Source organism: Janthinobacterium kumbetense, assembly GCF_023703445.1.
Lineage (GTDB): Bacteria > Pseudomonadota > Gammaproteobacteria > Burkholderiales > Burkholderiaceae_D > Janthinobacterium > Janthinobacterium kumbetense.
On record NZ_JAMQGR010000001.1, the window covers coordinates 38,681 to 57,061 of the forward strand.

At 65.0% G+C, this 18,381-nt stretch carries 16 protein-coding genes; 10 read left to right on the plus strand and 6 right to left on the minus strand.

Annotated features, from left to right (window positions below; all coding sequences use genetic code 11):
• Positions 1-22 precede the first annotated feature (22 nt).
• Both NCG91_RS00195 and NCG91_RS00200 read left to right on the plus strand, forming a co-directional pair.
• Positions 23-1,351, plus strand: coding sequence for a serine hydrolase domain-containing protein (locus NCG91_RS00195; RefSeq protein ID WP_435526456.1), 1,329 nt, complete (start codon positions 23-25; stop codon positions 1,349-1,351).
• Positions 1,352-1,472: 121 nt separating this feature from the next.
• A complete protein-coding gene (locus NCG91_RS00200) occupies positions 1,473-3,014 on the plus strand; it encodes a CHASE2 domain-containing protein (protein WP_251348091.1) in 1,542 nt (513 codons plus the stop codon).
• 15 nt (positions 3,015-3,029) lie between these two features.
• Here the strand turns inward: NCG91_RS00200 and NCG91_RS00205 are convergent, their stop codons facing one another.
• The 3 genes from NCG91_RS00205 to NCG91_RS00215 are packed head-to-tail and all read right to left on the minus strand — an operon-like array spanning position 3,030 to position 8,271.
• Entirely contained in the window at positions 3,030-5,813 is a 2,784-nt protein-coding gene (locus NCG91_RS00205; RefSeq protein ID WP_251348092.1) for an Hsp70 family protein, read from the minus strand.
• 2 nt (positions 5,814-5,815) lie between these two features.
• Positions 5,816-7,687 carry an Hsp70 family protein gene (locus tag NCG91_RS00210; RefSeq protein ID WP_251348093.1) on the minus strand — a complete coding sequence of 624 codons (1,872 nt, stop codon included), beginning with the start codon at positions 7,685-7,687 and terminating at the stop codon, positions 5,816-5,818.
• Positions 7,684-8,271 (minus strand): DUF2760 domain-containing protein, encoded by a 588-nt coding sequence (locus NCG91_RS00215; RefSeq protein ID WP_099667297.1) that lies wholly within the window; start codon positions 8,269-8,271, stop codon positions 7,684-7,686. The genes NCG91_RS00210 and NCG91_RS00215 overlap by 4 nt, the downstream gene beginning before the upstream one ends.
• 255 nt (positions 8,272-8,526) lie before the next feature.
• Between NCG91_RS00215 and NCG91_RS00220 the strand changes: the two genes are divergently transcribed.
• The 7 genes from NCG91_RS00220 to urtE all read left to right on the plus strand — a co-directional run bounded on the left by NCG91_RS00220 (position 8,527) and on the right by urtE (position 15,717).
• Positions 8,527-9,126 carry a transglutaminase-like domain-containing protein gene (locus NCG91_RS00220; protein WP_251348094.1) on the plus strand — a complete coding sequence of 200 codons (600 nt, stop codon included), beginning with the start codon at positions 8,527-8,529 and terminating at the stop codon, positions 9,124-9,126.
• Positions 9,127-9,142: 16 nt separating this feature from the next.
• Complete coding sequence (locus tag NCG91_RS00225) at positions 9,143-9,931, plus strand: DUF4349 domain-containing protein (RefSeq protein WP_251348095.1); 789 nt, start codon at positions 9,143-9,145, stop codon at positions 9,929-9,931.
• Between the two features lie 200 nt (positions 9,932-10,131).
• On the plus strand, positions 10,132-11,385 hold the full coding sequence (gene urtA, locus NCG91_RS00230) for an urea ABC transporter substrate-binding protein (protein WP_251348096.1): 1,254 nt from the start codon (positions 10,132-10,134) through the stop codon (positions 11,383-11,385).
• Positions 11,386-11,453: 68 nt separating this feature from the next.
• Positions 11,454-13,055, plus strand: coding sequence for an urea ABC transporter permease subunit UrtB (urtB, locus tag NCG91_RS00235; protein WP_251348097.1), 1,602 nt, complete (start codon positions 11,454-11,456; stop codon positions 13,053-13,055).
• A complete protein-coding gene (urtC, locus tag NCG91_RS00240) occupies positions 13,052-14,173 on the plus strand; it encodes an urea ABC transporter permease subunit UrtC (protein WP_251348098.1) in 1,122 nt (373 codons plus the stop codon). The genes urtB and urtC overlap by 4 nt, the downstream gene beginning before the upstream one ends.
• Complete coding sequence (urtD, locus tag NCG91_RS00245; protein WP_251348099.1) at positions 14,170-15,000, plus strand: urea ABC transporter ATP-binding protein UrtD; 831 nt, start codon at positions 14,170-14,172, stop codon at positions 14,998-15,000. Before urtC ends, urtD begins: the two co-directional genes overlap by 4 nt.
• 18 nt (positions 15,001-15,018) lie before the next feature.
• A complete protein-coding gene (gene urtE, locus NCG91_RS00250; protein WP_251348100.1) occupies positions 15,019-15,717 on the plus strand; it encodes an urea ABC transporter ATP-binding subunit UrtE in 699 nt (232 codons plus the stop codon).
• Positions 15,718-15,719: 2 nt separating this feature from the next.
• Here the strand turns inward: urtE and NCG91_RS00255 are convergent, their stop codons facing one another.
• Both NCG91_RS00255 and NCG91_RS00260 read right to left on the minus strand, forming a co-directional pair.
• Positions 15,720-16,304 (minus strand): chromate transporter, encoded by a 585-nt coding sequence (locus NCG91_RS00255; RefSeq protein WP_251348101.1) that lies wholly within the window; start codon positions 16,302-16,304, stop codon positions 15,720-15,722.
• A complete protein-coding gene (locus tag NCG91_RS00260; RefSeq protein ID WP_251348102.1) occupies positions 16,301-16,888 on the minus strand; it encodes a chromate transporter in 588 nt (195 codons plus the stop codon). Before NCG91_RS00260 ends, NCG91_RS00255 begins: the two co-directional genes overlap by 4 nt.
• 219 nt (positions 16,889-17,107) lie before the next feature.
• Here NCG91_RS00260 and NCG91_RS00265 point away from each other — a divergent pair, with 219 nt between their 5' ends.
• The gene (locus NCG91_RS00265) at positions 17,108-17,329 is read left to right on the plus strand and encodes a hypothetical protein (RefSeq protein ID WP_099667305.1); all 222 of its coding nucleotides are present in this window, start codon (positions 17,108-17,110) and stop codon (positions 17,327-17,329) included.
• A gap of 417 nt (positions 17,330-17,746) precedes the next feature.
• On the opposite strand, the gene NCG91_RS00270 is transcribed toward NCG91_RS00265, so the two are convergent.
• Positions 17,747-18,346, minus strand: coding sequence for a response regulator (locus NCG91_RS00270; protein ID WP_251348103.1), 600 nt, complete (start codon positions 18,344-18,346; stop codon positions 17,747-17,749).
• Positions 18,347-18,381: the final 35 nt, after the last annotated feature.

Below are 18,381 nucleotides of genomic sequence, written 5' to 3' on the forward strand. Positions count from 1 at the left end.
TGTCTATCAAGGAGAGCATCACATGAACAATTTCCCCAGCATGAAACGCCTGGCCCTGGCCGCAGCCTGCCTGGCGCTGGCCGCCGGCGCCCATGCGGCAGAAGCGACGGCGCCGCTGTCGGCCGCCGCCAGCGACCCGGCCACCTTGCAATGGATGGTGGGCGCGCCGCCGCCGGCCGATAAAATCATCCGCTTCGACGATGGCAGCTATTTCACCTTCCCGCAGCTGCGCTGGAGCGTGTCGCATTTCCGCCAGCTGATGCCGACGGTGGAAGTGGCGCGCGGCCTGGGGGCGCCGCAGCCCCTGCAGCGCGCGCTGCGCAAGGATATCGACAGCCTGCGCTTCACGCCGCTGGGCAGCAAGGACAGCATGACATGGGAGCAGTCGCTGGGTGCCAACTACACGGATGGCATCGTGGTGCTGCACCGCGGCCGCATCGTGTACGAGCGTTATTTCGGCGTACTGAAGGACAGCGGCCAGCATGGCGCCATGTCGGTGACGAAATCCGTGATGGGCACCCTGGGTGCGGCACTGGTGGCCGAAGGCAAGCTCGACCCGAACAAGAAAGTGGCCGAGTATGTGCCGGAACTGGCCAAGTCCGCGTTTGGCGACGCCACCGTGCGCCAGGTGCTCGACATGACCACGGGGCTGAAATTCAGCGAAGAATACGCCGACCCGAAGGCGGAAGTGTGGCAGCACGCGGCGGCCGGCAATCCGCTGCCCAAGCCCAAGGATTACACGGGGCCGCGCAGCTATTTCGAGTACCTGCAGACGGTGCAGCACCAGGGCAGGCATGGCGAGGCGTTCGGCTACCGCACGGTCAATGCCGACGTGCTGGGCTGGCTCATCGCCCGGGTCACGGGACAGAACGTCAACGAGTACCTGTCCGAGCACGTCTGGCGCAAGCTGGGCGCCGAGCAGGATGCCTACATGTCGGATGATTCGACGGGCACGCCGTTTGCCGGCGGCGGCTTGAGCGCCGGCCTGCGCGACCTGGCCCGCTTCGGCGAGATGCTGCGCAACGACGGCCGCTACAACGGCCAGCAGATCATTCCGAAGGCGGCGGTCGCGGACATCCGCCGCGGCGGCGACAAGCAGCTGTTCGCCAAGGGCGGCTACGACCTGCTGAAAGGCTGGAGCTACCGCGACATGTGGTGGGTCACGCATAACGACCATTGCGCCTACATGGCGCGCGGCGTGTACGGCCAGCGCATCTATGTCGATCCGAAGGCGGAAATGGTGATCGTGCGTTTCGCCTCGACGCCGACGGCGGCCAATGCGGCCAACGACCCGACCACCACGCCGGCCTTCGAAGCGCTGGGCAAGCTGCTGCTGGCCAAGCCGAAGTAGGGTGCCAGGCTGACCCTTGCCAGCCGTGCGGCGAAACGGGCACAACTGCAATATACTGTCCTTTCGTCATCACTTGTTGCTTGGGTGATAATTTATTCGCCGCACGCAAGGAGTACGCCCAGTGGAAACCAGCCAGCCAGACCAACCGCGTCCGCCGCTCTGGCGGCGCCTGCTGTGGCCGGTCGCCCAGCTGGGCGCGGCCTTCAAGCTGACCGGCACGCACCTGTTGCACCACGTGATCGGCGCCAGCCTGATCGCCGCGCTGATGCTGGTGCTGGAAGGTTTTCACGTGCTCGAATGGCTCGATGCGGCCATGCTGCGCGCCAGCGCGGAACAGGGGCAGCTGCTGAACCGGGACAAGGACCCGGGCGCCGCCTACCGGCCCGGCATCATCGAAATTGACCAGCCAGCGTTCGAACAGGTCTTCGACGAGCGCGAACCGCTGGAACGCACGCGCCTGGAACAATTGATCGCCAGCGCCGCCGCGCGCGGCAGCAAGGTGCTGGCCATCGACCTGGACCTGGCGCCGGCCGTGTACGAGCAGCACAAGGCGGGCCAGCGGCCGCTGGACAGCCTGCTCGACCGGTTGGCCGCCGATGGCCGGCAATTGGTGCTGATCCTGCCCGAACAATCGGACCGGAATGCGAACCTGCCGTGGATACGCGCGCGCTGCGCGGCCGGCATCCATTTCGCCAGCCCGCGGATCCGCGAGCGCATGGGCGCCGTCACGCGCATCGAGCTGAAAAGCCCCGTGCTGGCGGCCGTGGCCTTCGAGCTGGCGCATGGCGCCGACGAGCAGGAGCAGAAGCAGCCCATGCCGGCCGTCCTGTCCGAGCAAAAGGAAGTGGTGGCGCTGGCCGGCCGCGTGTGCCAGCTGGCCCGGCGCACGGGCAGCGAAAAGGAATTGGCGCGCTGGGCGTTCGAGCCCGTGATACACGGCGACGCCAAGGCGGCGGCCGAACAGAACGCCGTCACGGCGCCGTTTCACCCGGCCGCCGTGGCGCCCCAATTCCTGAACCCAACGCGCACGCGCGTCAAACTGATCGATGGCCAGGCTGGCGTGGATGCGGGCGCGCTGCGCAAGAACGTCGTGTACATCGGCAGCACGTATGACGTGCGCGACCGCTATACGACGGCCGAAGGCGAGCAGGCCAGCCTGCACCTGCATGCGGCCGCCCACACGTCGCTGGGCATCGGCACGGCCGACGTCAACAAATATGCGGTGTTCGTGGCCGATATCGTCATCGGCGTGCTGCTGGGCTGCCTGTTCGGCGGCCTGTGGACCCTGTATGGCCGCGCCGAGCTGGCCATCGACAAGCGCATGGAAGACCACGACTTCAGCCGCCTGCACCGCATGGGCACCCTGGCCGAATTCTATGGCATCCGCCTGATGCTGGTGCTGGTGTGGGCCTCGCCGTTTGCCATCGGCGCGCTGGCCATCTACGCCTCGCGCGGCTTGCTCGAGCAGGGCTGGTGGGTCAATCCCGGCCCCCTGATCGCCGGCATGTTCCTGCACGCGATGTCGCTGCGCGACGAAGCCCACCATCCGCACGAGGAAGTGGCCGGCCTGTCCGTCTGGGCCCAGCTGCGCCGCACGCATCCCGGCATCGTGCTGGTGCAGGCGCCGCTGGCGGTGGTGTTGCTGGTGGTGGCGCTGGTGTAGCGAGATGGCAGTTGATTAATTGATCAGCTTCAACCCCGGCGGCAGCGCCTCGCCCAGCATGCGCTTGGTATTCGCTTCGTCCAGCTGCGTCACTTCGCTGACCATCGCTTGCCACAGGGGCGGGGCGCCCACGGCTTTCAGGCGGGCGAGGATGGTGGCGCGCAGTTCGTCGGCGATGTCGCGCGAGCGGTCGCCCGTCATGCGCGCCAGGTGGGTGGCGGCGAAAGCGGCCGGTTCCACCTTTTTCCAGTCCAGCGCCAGCAGCACCTGCAACCATTCGGCCACGGTGGCGCTGTCGACCACTTCGTGCGCGCTGCCGTGGAAGGGCTGGCGCGCCCCGACCCTGGCCAGCGCCCACAGGGTGTTCGTGTCCGCCGCTTCCCCCTTCTTGCCGGCTTTCTCCAGGCGTTTCAGCAGCCAGGCGCCCACTTCCGCCTTGTAGGCGCCAGGGATGCGCTCCAGCGAGGCGCCCAGGCGCAGCATGTCGTCGTCGCTGCCGTTCACGAGGGTGACGGGGCGGCTGCCGCGCTGGGCCGCATCGGCTTGCAGGTTGAAGGCGAAGTCGTCGAGCAGGCGCAATTGCTGCTCCGTGTTCAAGCCGCCGGCCACCCGGCGCCACAGGGTCCACCATTCGGCGCACACCTGGCTATCCTTGTGGTGCTGCACGCCCGTGTCGAACATCGCCCACAGCTGCTCGATGCGCCACGGGTCCAGCGCGTCGCCATAGCCGGGCCGCAAACAATAGCCGGCCAGGTTCAGCCAGACCCGCTCATGCTCGGCGGAGCGGCGCCGGCCGCGGGCGCGCAGCAGGAGGGTGTCGAACAGCTGGCGCAACAGCGGCGTATCCCAGCTTTCGCGCCCGCCCAGCCCCCGTTCCAGGTGCTGGCGCAGCTGGCGTACTTCCTTGACGTCGACCTTTTGCGCCTTGCCGCCGAAAATGCGCTCGATTTTCTCGATGGCTTCCTTCATGCGCGGCGACACGGCTTGAACCTCGCCACCGCCTTGCTCTTCCTTACCAGCGCGCAACTGGAATTCCAGCAGCCAGCGCGCACAGGCATCGGCTGCGGCCACGCAATGCACTTCCAGCGTACCCACTTCCGTCATCACGGTGGCCAGTTGCACGGTGATGTCGCGTTTGTCGTTACCGCCGTCTTTGGCGTGCAGCACGCTGGCCAGCGGCGGCAGGCGCAAATACTCGCCGTCGTCCAGGTCGACGATCTCGCCCAGCTGCGGCGGCGTGCCCGCCTCAAAGAGGGACGTGGCCAGGTGGAAGCGCACGGGCCGGCCCAGGCGCAAGGCGAACAGGCGCTCCGTCAGGCGGATTTCTTCGCCGCTGGCGCTGCCACGGGGCAGGATGCAGACGGCGCGGTGGTCCTTGCCCGCCTCGCCCAGCACGAGGAAATAGCTGCGCGGCGAACCGCCGCCGATGCGCGGCGCCTGGCCGCGCCGGGCCAGCGCGTAGGCGACGGCGCCACGGGCCACGGCCACGTCGGGATTGTCATTGTGCAGGATGGTCAGCGGCTGTCCGCGCCAGTGTGCCAGGGTGTCGGCCAGGCGGCGCGCCAATGCGTCGGCGCGGAATACGCCGCCATTCAGCAGCAAGGTATCGGGCAGAGCGCCCGCATGCTGTTGCAGAAAGCTGGCCAGGTGGCGCGTGATGGCCGCGTCCTGCGCATATGGCAGGCCGAATTCGACGATGCCGGCGCGGCCTTTTTTCGCCGTGTCGCCCAGCTCCACCTTCGGAAAGAAGCCGTCGACCACCATGGCCGCCACTTCCTCGCGCGTGACGTCGGCGGAACGGCTGCCGCCGATCAGGCGCGAACCGGCGCCCAGCAGGGTGACGGTGGCTTTCTCCGGCGCGTCGGCGGACAGCAGCAGCTCCTTGGCGGCGCGGCAGCGTTCCATCAGTTGCGACAGGCGCGCGGCGGACAGCTTCATGCCGCCTTCCTGGCCGGCGGCCAGGCGCGTTTCCACCAGGTGGGCCAGCGCCAGGTCCATATTGTCGCCGCCGAGTATCAAATGGTTGCCCACGCTGCTGCGCGTGAGCTGCGGTTCGCCGTCGTCATCGAAGGCCACGTCGATCAGGCTGAAATCGGTGGTGCCGCCGCCCACGTCGCAGACTAAAATGCGGCGCGTGTCGGCCAGGTCTGCGCGCAGGGTGGCGCGCCGGCGCTGCAGGAAATCATAGAAGGCCGCCTGCGGTTCTTCCACCAGGCGTAGCGCGGGCAAGCCCGCCATGCGGGCCGCTTCCAGGGTGAGTGCGCGCGCACCCTCGTCGAACGAGGCGGGGATGGTCAGCACCAGTTCCTGCTGCGCCAAAGGAGCGTCGGGAAAGCGGTGGTTCCAGGCGGCGCGCACGTAGGCCAGGTAGCTGGCGCTGGCCGCCACGGGCGACACTTTCGCGACATCGGCATCCGCGCCCCAGGGCAGGATGGGCGCCTGGCGGTCCACGTTCGCGTGCGACAGCCAGCTCTTCGCGCTGGCCACTAACCGGCCCGGCACCTGGGCGCCCAGCTGGCGCGCCAGGGCGCCCAGTACGGCATGGTCCACGCCGGCCACGTCTTGCTGCGGCCAGGGCAGCTGCAAGTCGCCCGCCGCCAGTTCGCCGGCGGCGGGATGGTAGCGCAAGGAAGGCAGCAGGGGGCGTGCGCCCACTTCGCCGGGAGCGACCAGCTGCTCGATGGCGAACATGTTTATTCCTGCCTGCGCATCGCCAGCCGCCGCATATGCCACCACCGTGTTGGTGGTGCCCAGGTCGATGCCGACCAGGAAGGCCGGCTTGCCCACAGCGCTGCGCATGCCTATGGCTGCGGCGTGCCGCGCACGTCGAATTCCACTTTCCAGCGCTCGGCGCCATCAGGGGAAACGGCCAGCAGTTCCAGGGTACCCGCTTCCGTCACGCGCGCGTGCAGCTTGACCTGCACCACGTCGCCGGCCGACCGGCCTTCGGCGGACAAGGTCGCCTGGATTTCGCTCAGTTCCTGCAATTCGTCGGGACCCCAGAAATCGAGCAAGTCGCCGATCTGGTCGTTGCGGCGCGTGGACGAGGCGAAGAAGCGGAAGTGCACGGGTTCGCCCACCACCAGGCCGAATTGCTGGCCCGGCAATTCCAGTTCGCTGCCTTCTTCCATGCCGAACGGCGCCACGCACAGGGCCTGGATCGGCGGTTCCATGCCGGGGATGGCGGGCATGGCCGATTCGATGGCGACATAGAAGGAACTGGCCGTGCCGCCGCGGATGCGCACGCCATGGCCGCGCCGCACGTAGCTGTAGTAGGCGGCGCCGCGCGCCACGGCCAGGTCCAGATCGGCCCCGGCCAGCATGCGCGCCGGTTCCGCGCCTTCCATGTACAGCCAGTCGTTGACGGTGGCCATGATGCGCTGCACCAGCAGGTCGGACTTGAAGACGCCGCCGTTGAACAGCACGGCCGTCGGGTGCAGGAAGCTCGCGTCCTGCGACTGGCGGCCTGCGAAGCCTTCCAGTTCGGACGTCGCCGCCACTTGCCGGCCCAGGAAGGCGGCCAGGTGGCGCGTGATGGCCGCGTCCTGCGCATACGGCAAGCCCAGTTGCGTCAGGCCGGCGCGCGTGCGCACGGCAGGACGGCTCGATGCTTCCACTTGCGGGAAGAAGCCGTCGAGGATGAAGGTGGACACTTCCGCGCGCGTCAGTTCCGTACGGATGGAGCCGCCGATCAGTTTCGAGCCGCGGCTCGGCACGACGATGGGCGCCGTTTCCAGGCCGCTGTCGGCCAGCAGGCTTTCCTTGGCGCTGCGGCAGCCATAAGTGAGCGCGCGCATCTGCCAGGCGTCCAGCTGGGTGCCGTTGGCGGCCAGCTTGCGGGCCACCAGGTGGGCCAGGGCCAGGTCCATATTGTCGCCGCCCAGCAGGATGTGTTCGCCGACGGCCACGCGGTGCGGTTCCAGCACGCCGTCGCGTTCCAGCACGGCGATCAGCGAAAAGTCGCTGGTGCCGCCGCCCACGTCGACCACTAAAATGATGTCGCCCGGCTTGACTTCCTTGCGCCAGCGGCCTTCGCTGGTCTGGATCCAGCTGTACAAGGCCGCCTGCGGCTCTTCCAGCAGGGTCAGCGAAGCGTAGCCGGCCGCCTGCGCCGCTTCCATCGTCAGCTCGCGCGCGGCCGGATCGAACGAGGCGGGAATGGTGACGGTGATTTCCTGCTCGGCGAACGGTGCTTGCGGGTGGGCGTTGTCCCACGCCTGGCGCAAATGCGTCAGGTAGCGCGTGGCGGCCGTGATGGGCGAAATGCGCGCGACTTCCGCCGGCGCATCGTTCGGCAGGATCGCCGCGCGGCGGTCCACGCCCGGGTGGCACAGCCAGCTTTTCGCGCTGGAGACGAGGCGGATCGGCGTGGTGGCGCCGCGGCTGCGGGCCATTTCGCCGACGACGAACGGCGCTTCCGCTTCCTCGGTCACCCAGGGCAGGGCCAGGTCGCCCGCCGCCACTTCATCGGCATGCGGCAGGTAGACGAACGACGGCAGCAGCGACAATTCTTCGACGGTGCCCGGCGCCGACAGCTGCGGCACTTTCAGCACGTCGTGGCTCGATTGCTCGCCGTCGCTCTCGACCAGGTTCACATACGACAGGGCGCTGTGGGTTGTGCCCAGGTCGATGCCGATGGCGTAGCGCGGGGTAGGGTTGATCGTGTCGTTCACAGTTCCACCTCGGCCGGTGCCAGGATGGCGGCGTCGTGCTGCTCGCTCAGTTTCGGCAGGCGCACGCTGGACGCGCGCCAGCCGCGGTGGCTGAGGGTGCCCGTGAACGGCGCGGAGCCGACCACGTTGCCCGTCAGGCGCACTTGCGCGGAATCAAAACCTTCCTGCAGCACGATGCGGCTGCCTTCGGCTTCCTGGCGCACGGCCTCGATGGTGAAGTATTCGCGCATGACCTTGGCGCAGCCTTCATGCACGACGCGGGCGGCCGCGCCGATGTCGGCATCGGCATGGCTGCCCAGGTTTTCCTGGGTAAAGTCGATCAATCGCGCTTCGCGTTGCAGCAGGGCCAGCAATTGCAGGGCCGCATCGGGCGTCGCTTCCTTCAAAATGACGGGCGCGGCGGCCGGCGTCGGCACGGGGGCGGGCGCCGGAGCCGGGGCCACTGGCGCCACCGGGGCGGCTTCGGGCAAGGACAGCTTTTCCACGCGGGCCGCATAGGCGGCGTCCGACAGGGTGCTGAAGAAGGCGCCGAAAGCCAGCGGGACTCGGCGCCAGAACGATGGGTGGGACGATGAAGTGCTCATAGGGAACTCGTTTCTCTGATCTGTAGGGAGGCGTCGGCGGCGGGGGCCGCTTCGCAAGGTAGTGCCATGTGCGGGGCCAACAGGGCCGGCTGCGTTTGCCCGCATGATACCAGCTACCGGGCCGCCGCCAAAGTCGCCGCCCCCCTGGCAGGCAGGCCGAAGCGTGGATTTTCTTTGTTCCTGCGCAAGGAAACGTTTGATTTCGTGCCGCTTCGACTAGAATCGCGCATTATCTTTTTGCATGACCTCGATGCCATGTCTATCGACTTTTCCCTGTATTTAGCCAGCAGCACTTACATCGACAGCGACCATCCGGCCGTGCGCGCCAGGGCGGCCGCGCTGGCGGAGGGCGCGGTGGGCGACGCCGCGATCGCGGCCCGCTGCTTTGCCTTCGTGCGCGACGAGGTCGCCCACAGCTGGGACTACCAGCGCAATCCCGTCACCTGCCGCGCGTCCGACGTCTTGCAGCATGGCACGGGCTACTGCTATGCGAAGAGCCATCTGCTGGCCGCGCTGCTGCGCGCCAACGGTATTCCTGCGGGCCTGTGCTACCAGCGCCTGGCCGTGGGCGAGGTGGGGCCGCCGTTCTGCCTGCATGGCTTGAATGCCGTGTATCTGCAGGAGTTTGGCTGGTACCGCATCGATGCGCGCGGCAACAAGCCCGGCGTCGACGCGGCGTTTGTGCCGCCACGGGAACAGCTGGCCTTTCCCGTGCTGGCGCCCGAGGAACGCGATTTGCCGGAAATCTGGCCGGCGCCGTTGCCGCAGGTGATCGCCTCCCTGACGGGCCATGCGACGGTGCAGGAAGTGGCGGCGCATCTGCCCGATGTCGAGATGCTTCCGTTGAACAAGTAATTCATAGAAAGAAACCATGAAAAAAATCCATATGGGTCTGATTGGCCTGATGCTGCTGGCCGGTTGCGGCAGCAAGGGCGAGAGCGGCGGGCAATCGAGCGCCGCGCGTCTCGATGGCAAGGAAAAGGGCAGCGAGTTTCTTGCCTATGAACATAATGTCAGCGTCGATACGCACGAAGCGCAAGTGCGTCCCCTGTATGAAAAAGTGGTCGCTGCCTGCAAGGCCGATACGGAAAACGGCTGCCTGCTGCTCGATTCCAGCGTCGACAGCGGCCGCTACGTGCATGCGCGCATCAGCATGCGCGCCAAGCCGGCCGGCATCAGGAAGCTCGTCGCGCTGGTCGCGGCCGAAGGCGACGTCACCAGCCAGGGCACCAAGGTGGAAGACCTGGGCCGTCCGGTGCTCGACAGCAAGAAACGCCTGGAAATGCTCAAGCAATACCAGGCGCAGCTGCAAGACCTGGAAAAGCGCTCGGGCACCAACGTCGATGCCCTCATCAAGGTGACCAAGGAGCTGGCCACCGTGCAAGTGGAGCTGGAGCAGGCGACGGCCGCCAACGCGCTGTTGATGCAACGCATCGATACGGACTTGCTGAACGTGGCCATCAGCGCCGAAGGCAAGCAATCGTTCTGGCGCCCCGTCAAGCGCGCGCTGGGCAATTTCACGGAAAACCTGTCGGAAGGCGTGGCCAACGCCATCACGGCCATGGCCTATATCCTGCCGTGGCTGATCGCTTTCGTGCTGCTGTTCCCGCTGGGCCGCAAGGGCTGGCGCCGTTTGAAAGGCGTGCCACGCAAGAATTGATGCGTATGGATTAACTGCTTCGGCGCACCGTTTTACGGCAATTTGAAACCTGGCTGCACAGTCCTTGTGCAGCCAGGTTTTTTTTCGTGCGGCGCCGGCCCCGTGCACCATGGCGGACACCTGCTGGCGCTGGCATGCATTCTGCTTTAACAACATCGCAGGCCCAGCTCGACCCCCACGAACCCATCACAGGAGTCCCCATGTCACGACGCATCATCCTGAAAGCGGCCGCCGCCGGCGCACTGGCCCTGGCCACCTCCACTTATATGCAGGCAGCCTTGGCCGCCGATACGATCAAGGTGGGCATTTTGCACTCCCTGTCGGGCACCATGGCCATTTCCGAAACGTCGCTCAAGGATGTGGCGCTGATGACGATTGCCGAAATCAATGCCAAGGGCGGCGTGCTGGGCAAGAAGCTGGAAGCCGTCGTCGTCGATCCCGCATCGAACTGGCCCTTGTTCGCGGAAAAAGCGCGCCAGCTGGTGGCGCAGGATAAGGTGGCTGTCGTGTTCGGTTGCTGGACGTCCGTGTCGCGCAAGTCGGTGTTGCCCGTGTTCAAGGAACTCAACAGCCTGCTGTTTTACCCGGTGCAATACGAGGGCGAGGAGCTGGAAAAGAATGTGTTTTATACGGGGGCCGCGCCGAACCAGCAGGCGATACCCGCCGTGGAATACCTGATGAGCAAGGATGGCGGCGGGGCCAAGCGCTTCGTGCTACTGGGCACGGATTACGTGTATCCGCGCACCACCAACAAGATCCTGCGCGCCTTCCTGAAAAGCAAAGGTGTCAAGGACAGCGATATCAGCGAGGTCTACACGCCATTCGGCCACGCCGACTATCAAACCATCGTCGCCAACATCAAGAAGTTTTCCACGGGCGGCAAGACGGCCGTCATTTCCACCATCAACGGCGATTCCAACGTGCCGTTCTACAAGGAACTGGGCAATGCGGGCTTGAAAGCCACGGACGTGCCCGTCGTCGCGTTTTCCGTGGGCGAGGAAGAGTTGCGCGGCATCGATACCAAGCCGCTGCTCGGTCATCTGGCGGCCTGGAATTATTTCGAATCCGTCAAGAATCCCGTCAACACGGCTTTCATCAAGCAGTGGAAGGCGTATGCGGTGGCGCAAAAGCTGCCGAACGCGGGTTCGGTCGTGACGAACGACCCGATGGAGGCGACGTATGTCGGCATCCACATGTGGGCGCAAGCCGTGGAAAAGGCGAAATCGACGGATACGGACAAGGTGATCGCCGCCATGGCCGGCCAGAGCGTCAAGGCGCCATCGGGCTTTACCCTGACCATGGATGCCACGAATCACCACTTGCACAAGCCCGTGATGATCGGCGAAATCAAGGCCGATGGGCAATTCAATGTTGTGTGGAAAACCAAGGAAGCAATACGCGCCCAGCCGTGGAGCCCGTTTATCAAGGGTAATGAGGGCAAGCAAAAGCTGTAAAAGCCACGCCGGCGCCATCGGGCCATGCGTCCGATGGCGCCGACCATCAACGCTTTCCCGGGATATCAATGAGGCTATTCACATCGCTGCTGGTCTTCGCCTGCCTGTGCCTGTCGTCCATGGCGCAGGCCACCATCCCTCCCGACTTGCTCAAGCCGTTGGCCGGCGATGATCCCGACGCCAGGGTCGCCGCCGTCGCGCAGATCGCCGCCCTTGCCACGCCCGAGGCCGCCCGTGTGCTGCAAGCCTTGCAGGACGACGCGTTGTACGCCACGCCCGACGGCAAGGTGTACATCGTCGACGGCGAGCAGGCGCTTGACCCGGCGCTCGGCAAGAGCGTGCCGCTGCCCGACGGCATCGATGGCGTGATGGTCAACAACCGCTTGCGCTCGGCCGTGGCGGGCGCCTTGTCGGGGCTGAAACTGCTGGCGCCGGAACGGGCCGAACGGCTGGCGGCCGCGCAAGCGTTGCAAAAGGCGGTTGATCCCGCGCAGCTTCCCTTGATCCGCGCGGCGCTGGCGCAGGAAAACGATGCTGAAATCACACAGATATTGCAGGTGCTGATCGCCAGCGCCAACCTGCATGCGCCCGACGTCGCCACGCGCAAGGCCGCCGTGCAGGCGCTGGCCGGCAGCAGCGATGCGCGCCTGCTGCCCGCGCTGCAAGCCATGCTGGAGAAAGGGCCAGATGGCAGGGCCGGCGAGCCGGACGAGGCCGTGCAACTGGCCGCCATCGAGACCATGCGCCAGATCAAGGGACGAGTGGCGCGCATGGAGTTCGCCGGCAATGTGTTTTACGGCATTTCGCTGGGCAGCGTGCTGCTGCTGGCGGCGCTGGGCCTGGCCATCACGTTCGGCTTGATGGGCATCATCAACATGGCGCATGGCGAACTGCTGATGATAGGCGCTTACACGACGTATCTGTGCCAGCTGTTTTTCCGCCACTTCCTGCCCGGCGTGCAGGACTGGTATTTGCTGACCGCCTTGCCGGCCGCTTTTTTCGTCTCCGGCCTGGTGGGCGTAGTGCTGGAACGCACGGTGATCCGCTGGCTGTATGGCCGGCCGCTGGAAACCCTGCTGGCCACCTGGGGCATCAGCCTGATCCTCATGCAGGCGGTGCGCACGATCTTTGGCGCGCAAAACGTGGAAGTGGCCAATCCGGCCTGGATGTCGGGCGGCGTCACCGTGCTGGGCGGCCTCGTGCTGCCGTACAACCGCCTGGCCATCATCGTTTTTGCCATCGCCGTGGTCGTGGCCGTGTGGTTGATCTTGAACAAGACGCGCCTGGGCCTGTTCGTGCGGGCCGTCACGCAAAACCGGCGCATGGCCGATTGCGTGGGCGTGGCCACGGGCAAGGTGGACATGCTGACCTTCGGCCTCGGTTCCGGCATCGCGGGGCTCGGCGGCGTGGCCCTGTCGCAGCTGGGCAACGTGGGGCCGGACCTGGGCCAAAGCTACATCGTCGATTCCTTCATGGTGGTGGTGCTCGGCGGCGTGGGCCAGCTGGCCGGCACAGTGATCGCCGCGCTGGGCCTGGGCGAAGTGAACAAATTCCTCGAACCGGTGGCGGGCGCCGTGCTGGCGAAGATCGCCATTTTGATATTCATCATCATTTTCATCCAGCGCCGGCCGCAGGGCCTGTTTGCCATGAAGGGACGCAGCGTCGAATGATTACCTCCCATCAAATCAAGCCTGGCCTGTTCACGCGGCCCGTGTGGCTGGCGATTGCCGCCTGCACATTACTGGCGGCGTTGTTGCCGATTTTTAACCTGGCGTTTGCCGAAGGGCATGCTTTGCACGTGTCCGCCTATACGGTGGCGCTGGTGGGCAAGTTCATGTGCTATGCGCTGGCCGCGCTGGCGCTGGACCTCGTCTGGGGCTACACGGGCATATTGTCCCTGGGCCACGGCGTATTCTTTGCCTTGGGCGCGTATGCGCACGGCATGTATCTGATGCGCGCCATCGGCGACCAGGGCCAGTACCACAGCAGCTTGCCCGACTTCATGGTCTTTCTCGACTGGAAAACCTACCCCTGGTACTGGGCTTTCACGGAACATTTCTGGTATTGCATGGCCCTCGTCGTGCTGGTGCCGGGCGTGCTGGCCTTCGTGTTCGGTTACTTCGCGTTTCGCTCGCGCATCAAGGGCGTGTATTTTTCCATCATCACGCAAGCGATGACGTATGCCTTCATGCTCTTGTTCTTCCGCAATGACACTGGCTTTGGCGGCAACAACGGTTTCACGGACTTCAAGACGATATTGGGCCACAGCATCACGGCGCCCGCCACGCGGGCCGTGCTGTTCCTGCTGACCCTGGCCTTCCTGTTGGCCGCTTTGGTCGGTGCGCGCGCCATCGTCCGCTCGAAGCTGGGACGGGTGTTGCAGGGCATGCGCGATAGCGAGGCGCGCTTGATGTTCCTCGGCTACAACCCGCTGTGGTTCAAGCTGTTCGTGTGGACCTTGTCGGCCGTGCTGTGCGGCATCGCCGGCGCCCTGTACGTGCCGCAAGTGGGCATCATCAACCCGTCCGAGATGTCGCCCGCGAACTCCATCGAGATGGTCGTGTGGGTGGCGGTAGGCGGGCGCGGCACCTTGCTCGGCCCGATTTTGGGCGCCTTCACCGTCAACGGCTTGAAAAGCTGGTTCACGGCCGCCATGCCGGAACTGTGGCTGTTCGCGCTGGGCTTGCTGTTCATCGTCGTCACCCTGTTCATGCAGCAAGGCATGCTGGGCGTGTTGAGCAAGCTCAAACGTAAAAAAGCCGCCGTCGTGGCAGAGGAGGCCGCATGAGCATCCGCATGCTGCCCGGCATGGCCAGCGCCGAAGCGGGCCCCACGTATGCGCGCGTGAAGGGCGAGGGCGTCGACACGACGCATGGCGCCATTCTGTATCTGGAAGATATCAGCGTGTCCTTCGACGGCTTCAAGGCCATCAACAAGCTCAGTCTCGATATTTCCGTGGGCGAATTGCGCTGCATCATCGGGCCTAACGGCGCGGGCAAGACGACGATGATGGATGTGATCACGGGCAAGACGCGGCCCACGTCCGGCACGGCCTGGTTCGGGCAAACCATGAATCTGGCGACCATGACGGAAGCGCAGATCGCCCACGCGGGCATCGGCCGCAAGTTCCAGCGTCCCACCGTGTTCGAGCAGCACACGGTGTTCGACAACCTGGAACTGGCGATGAAGATGGACAAGCGCGTGGCGCCCACCCTGTTTGCGCGCCTCACGTCCGAGCAGGCAGGCAAGATCGAAGCGGTATTGCGTTTGATCCGCCTCAATGGCCACGAAGCGCGGCCGGCCGGTTTGCTGTCGCACGGGCAAAAGCAGTGGCTGGAAATCGGCATGCTCCTGATGCAGGAGCCGCAGCTGATACTGCTCGATGAACCCGTGGCCGGCATGTCGGATGCGGAAACGGCGCGCACGGCGGAATTGCTCAATGAATTACGGGGCAAACATTCGATCATGGTGGTCGAGCACGACATGGGCTTTGTGACGGAAATCGCCCGGCAAGGCATCGTCACCGTGCTGCACGAGGGTTCCGTGCTGGCGCAGGGCCGCATGGACGAGGTGCAAGCCGACGAGCGGGTTATCGAAGTCTATCTGGGAAGATAATAGGGGAGATCGCAGACCATGCTGGAAGTGCAACAGTTAAATCAATACTATGGCTCCTCGCACACCTTGCGCGGCATCAATCTGTCGGCGCGCAAGGGCGAGTGCCTGGCCTTGCTGGGCAGGAATGGCGTGGGCAAGACGACCTTGCTGAAATGCCTGATGGGCGTGCTGCCCGTGGCGCAGGGCCAGGTGGTCTTCAATGGCCGCGACATCACGAGGCTGGCGCCCCATGCGCGGGCCAAGCTGGGCATCGCTTACGTGCCGCAGGGGCGCGACATCTTTGCGCGCCTGACGGTCGAGGAAAACTTGCTGATGGGCATGGCGGTGAAGCGGGGCAGGCAAGCTGCGCGCATCGATCCCCACGTATATGAACTGTTTCCGGTATTGAAAGAGATGCTGCAGCGGCGCGGCGGAGATTTGTCAGGCGGGCAACAGCAGCAACTGGCCATCGCCCGCGCCCTGCTGGCCGAGCCGCAGCTGATCATCTTCGACGAGCCGACGGAGGGCATCCAGCCGTCCGTCATCAAGGATATCGGCAGTGTCATTTCCTTGCTGAAACAGCGCGGCGACATGGCCATCGTGCTGTGCGAGCAATATTTCGATTTCGCCCGCGAACTGGCCGACGAATTTATCGTGCTGTCGCGCGGCAGTGTCGTGGCCAGCGGCAATGCAGAACAGATGGATGGCGAGGAGGTGAAGCGGCACCTTGCCGTGTGAGGTCAGATGAGCTGGAACCAGCCCAGCACGGCGCCCGCCGCCAGCAGCCACAATAAATGGATCTTCGTGCGCCAGATGATGAGGCCAGCCACGATGGACAGGGTCCACAGGGGCCAGTCGGTGCGCCATTGGTGGTTGGCGCCGCCCAAAATCATGCCCGTGGAAATCAAGAGGGCGACGACGATGGGCGCCATGCCTTGCTTGAAGGCGCGCACGGGGCGCAGGTCGCGGTTGCGGTAGCCCCACTGGGCTGCCACGTAGGTGAGGGTGGTGCTGGGCAACATGATGCCCACCATCGTGATGAACACGCCAAGCCAGGCGGCCGTGTAGCTGCCCGCGTTCATGCCCACGTTCCAGCCCATCAGGGCGACGAACAGCACGTTCGGGCCGGGTGCGGCCTGGGCGATGGCGATCGACTCGTTGAATTGCGCCTGCGTCAGCCAGCCATGCTGCTCGACGAGGAAACGGTGCATTTCGGACGTGGTGGAAATGGCGCCGCCGATCGACATCAGCGACAGCATCAGGTAATGGCCGAACAGGTTCAGCCAGTCGCCCGCGCTCAGCACCAGTTGCAGGGGCGGCGTCATGCGGACAGCTTTCGATACGTGAGCAGGCAGCCGATGCTGCCCAGGCCCAGCAGGATGTACAGCAGGGGCCAGCGGAAGATCGCCACCATCAGCACGCCCAGCACGGTGATGGACAAGGTCAGCCACAGGGGCAGCGGATGCCTGACCAGCGCGGTCGCCAGTTTCACGCCCGTGGCGGCGATCATGCCGGCCGAGACGGCCGCCATGCCGCGCAGGGCGCCCGCCATCTGCGGATTGTCGCCGAAGCGCGTGTACAGCACGCCCAGCACGAGCACGATGACGAGGGGCACGGCCAGCATGCCGGCCAGCGCCGTCAGCGCGCCTTTCAAGCCGAAATAGCGCCCGCCCACCATCAGGGACAGGTTGACGACATTGGGGCCGGGCATGATTTGCGCCACGGCCCAGTCTTCCAGGAATTCCTCCTGCGTCAGCCAGCGCTTGCGCTCGACCATCTCGCGCTGGATCACGGCCAGCACGCCGCCAAAGCCTTGCAGGGCCAGCCAGGTGAACGAGAAGAACAGGTCGGCAAGCGAGGCGGGCTGGGGACGGGGGAGGTCGGGCTGGGTGGCGGCGGGGGCAGGCATGGCTGATTATCGCCGTGGCCGCTCGGGCTTGTCCATCGCTTTCGGCTGCGGTTGTGCCTGGAAGAAAAAAACCGTGGCTCATGTTTCCCTGCCATTGACATCGAGAGTTTATCGGCAATACTTTTATCGGCACCATGATCGCTGTCCCTGTCCGCGCTGTCGCGGTTCGCACCGCTACGCCGTCTCCTCCCTCCGTCCCCTTCGCAGGAGTTGTCCATCATGCCTCAATCCACAGAAACGCTGCATATGCCCGTCAAAACCGTGGTGCCGCATGCCCGGGTCGACCAGAAGATGTGCGATATCGTCAATCTGGGCATCGCCGTGCAGGCGGCCTTCAGTACCTTGTGCGCACTGGAATACCTGAAGTCATACAATGTCGCCCCGGAACTGATCGAGCGCGTGCTGCTGCACCCGGAGCAGCGCCGGCAGACCGTGCATTGAGTATCCGCACGGCAACTGTGTTGCCGGCGGCCGCGATCCGCTGTTGTCGGATTGATCATTACGGCTCAGTTATGCACAAATGATGAGTTAACGAAATTGGCGAAATAATTTTCTTGTGATTATGTGTGAGTTTATAAGTGATTGATTTTAAAGGGTTTTATTTTTGCTGTTTGATTGAGCAGTTTATTGAAAGCCGCACGGGCTGTGGCTTTGAAGGCTGTCAATAGGCGCTTATCCACAAAGATATCCACAGTCCGTGTGGATATCTGAAAAAGCGCTTAACAATCCGCCACTTAGGAAATTGACGCCGTTCAGCCCATGCAATCGGCGGGCAAGATGGGCCGGAATGGGGCATGCAGCAAGCCTGTATGCCTATCCAGTGCTCTTGTTTTTATGACTGAAAGTAGCGGCGCAGGGTCAGGGCGTGCCGCCGGCCGGCGCCGCTGGCGTATCGCCGCACTGGGCCAGGGCTGCGGCCAGTTCGGCGACCTGTTGCTGCGCTTCGCGCAAGGTGGCGTAGGTGCGCAGCGAGGCGATCACGGTGGTAAACAACTTGCGCGTGGTGAGGTCCGTCTTGCACCAGAAATCGTTGATGTCGTAGTCGATGATGATGCGGTGTTCCAGCGCCTGGCCGGGCTGGCCCGTGCGCAGGATGATGCGCACGGCGCTGTTGTGCAAGTCTTCGCGTACCTGGCGCGCCACTTGCAGGCCGGCATCCTGAGTTTCCATGATGACGTCGAGCAGCACCACGGCGATATCTTGCGTGCCGCGCAGCAAGGCCAGCGCCTCGGCGCCCGAATACGCGTGCAAAAAGCTCAGCCGGCGGCCCTGGAAGCTGGCCTGGCTGAGGGCGAACTTGGTCACCACATGCACGTCGACATCGTCATCGACGATCAGCACGCGCCAAGGCGCCGCGTTGGCGGGTTCCGCCGCCGCTTCTGCCCGTTCCAGCGGTTCGTCGACCAGCCAGTCGGGTTCGTCCGCCCCCTTGGCGGAATTATCGCTATCCATATTCATGCGTTTATCCACCGTTGATCGTCGTCGCTACTCCA

Coding starts and splice junctions, on each gene's coding strand:
- NCG91_RS00195 (WP_435526456.1), top strand. CDS start 23: ATGAACAATTTCCCCAGCATGAAACGCCTGGCCCTGGCCGCAGCCTGC.
- NCG91_RS00205 (WP_251348092.1), bottom strand. CDS start 5,813: ATGCGCAGCGCTGTGGGCAAGCCGGCCTTCCTGGTCGGCATCGACCTG.
- NCG91_RS00215 (WP_099667297.1), bottom strand. CDS start 8,271: ATGAGCACTTCATCGTCCCACCCATCGTTCTGGCGCCGAGTCCCGCTG.
- NCG91_RS00220 (WP_251348094.1), top strand. CDS start 8,527: ATGTCTATCGACTTTTCCCTGTATTTAGCCAGCAGCACTTACATCGAC.
- NCG91_RS00225 (WP_251348095.1), top strand. CDS start 9,143: ATGAAAAAAATCCATATGGGTCTGATTGGCCTGATGCTGCTGGCCGGT.
- urtA (WP_251348096.1), top strand. CDS start 10,132: ATGTCACGACGCATCATCCTGAAAGCGGCCGCCGCCGGCGCACTGGCC.
- urtB (WP_251348097.1), top strand. CDS start 11,454: ATGAGGCTATTCACATCGCTGCTGGTCTTCGCCTGCCTGTGCCTGTCG.
- urtC (WP_251348098.1), top strand. CDS start 13,052: ATGATTACCTCCCATCAAATCAAGCCTGGCCTGTTCACGCGGCCCGTG.
- urtD (WP_251348099.1), top strand. CDS start 14,170: ATGAGCATCCGCATGCTGCCCGGCATGGCCAGCGCCGAAGCGGGCCCC.
- urtE (WP_251348100.1), top strand. CDS start 15,019: ATGCTGGAAGTGCAACAGTTAAATCAATACTATGGCTCCTCGCACACC.
- NCG91_RS00255 (WP_251348101.1), bottom strand. CDS start 16,304: ATGACGCCGCCCCTGCAACTGGTGCTGAGCGCGGGCGACTGGCTGAAC.
- NCG91_RS00260 (WP_251348102.1), bottom strand. CDS start 16,888: ATGCCTGCCCCCGCCGCCACCCAGCCCGACCTCCCCCGTCCCCAGCCC.
- NCG91_RS00265 (WP_099667305.1), top strand. CDS start 17,108: ATGCCTCAATCCACAGAAACGCTGCATATGCCCGTCAAAACCGTGGTG.
- NCG91_RS00270 (WP_251348103.1), bottom strand. CDS start 18,346: ATGAATATGGATAGCGATAATTCCGCCAAGGGGGCGGACGAACCCGAC.